The sequence below is a fragment of the Mesorhizobium sp. BHbdii genome (assembly GCF_053848045.1).
The window spans coordinates 1-425 of the sequence record NZ_JBSPKX010000251.1; the positions used below are offsets into that span (position 1 = coordinate 1).

A 425-nucleotide genomic window follows, 5' to 3' on the forward strand; every position below is an offset into this window, starting at 1 on the left:
GCCGCAGGAAAACCGTGTGACAGTTTTCCGGAACCCGCTTAGAAAGGGAACCGGCGCTTCACTTCCGGAGTTGTCCCAGCTCAATCCAGACCTATCTTGATCCGGTATCCACACCGGATTTTTCCACGAGGGAGTACTACCCATGGCTTTTGAATTGCCCGCTCTGCCCTACGACTATGAGGCCTTGCAGCCTTATATGTCGAAAGAGACGCTGGAGTATCACCACGACAAGCATCACAAGGCCTATGTCGACAATGGCAACAAGCTGGCTGCCGAGGCCGGGATGGGTGATCTGTCTGTCGAAGAGGTGGTCAAGCAGTCGTTCGGCAAGAATGCCGGTCTCTTCAACAATGCCGCGCAGCACTACAATCACATCCATTTCTGGAAGTGGATGAAGAAGGGCGGCGGCGGCAACAAGCTGCCGG

1 protein-coding gene is annotated in these 425 nt (G+C 55.1%); it reads left to right on the top strand.

Annotation, left to right across the window (positions count from 1 at the left end):
* Window positions 1-142 precede the first annotated feature (142 nt).
* Window positions 143-425 (top strand): superoxide dismutase (locus ACWTU8_RS32885; RefSeq protein WP_455851383.1); only part of this gene is annotated, 283 nt, incomplete at its 3' end.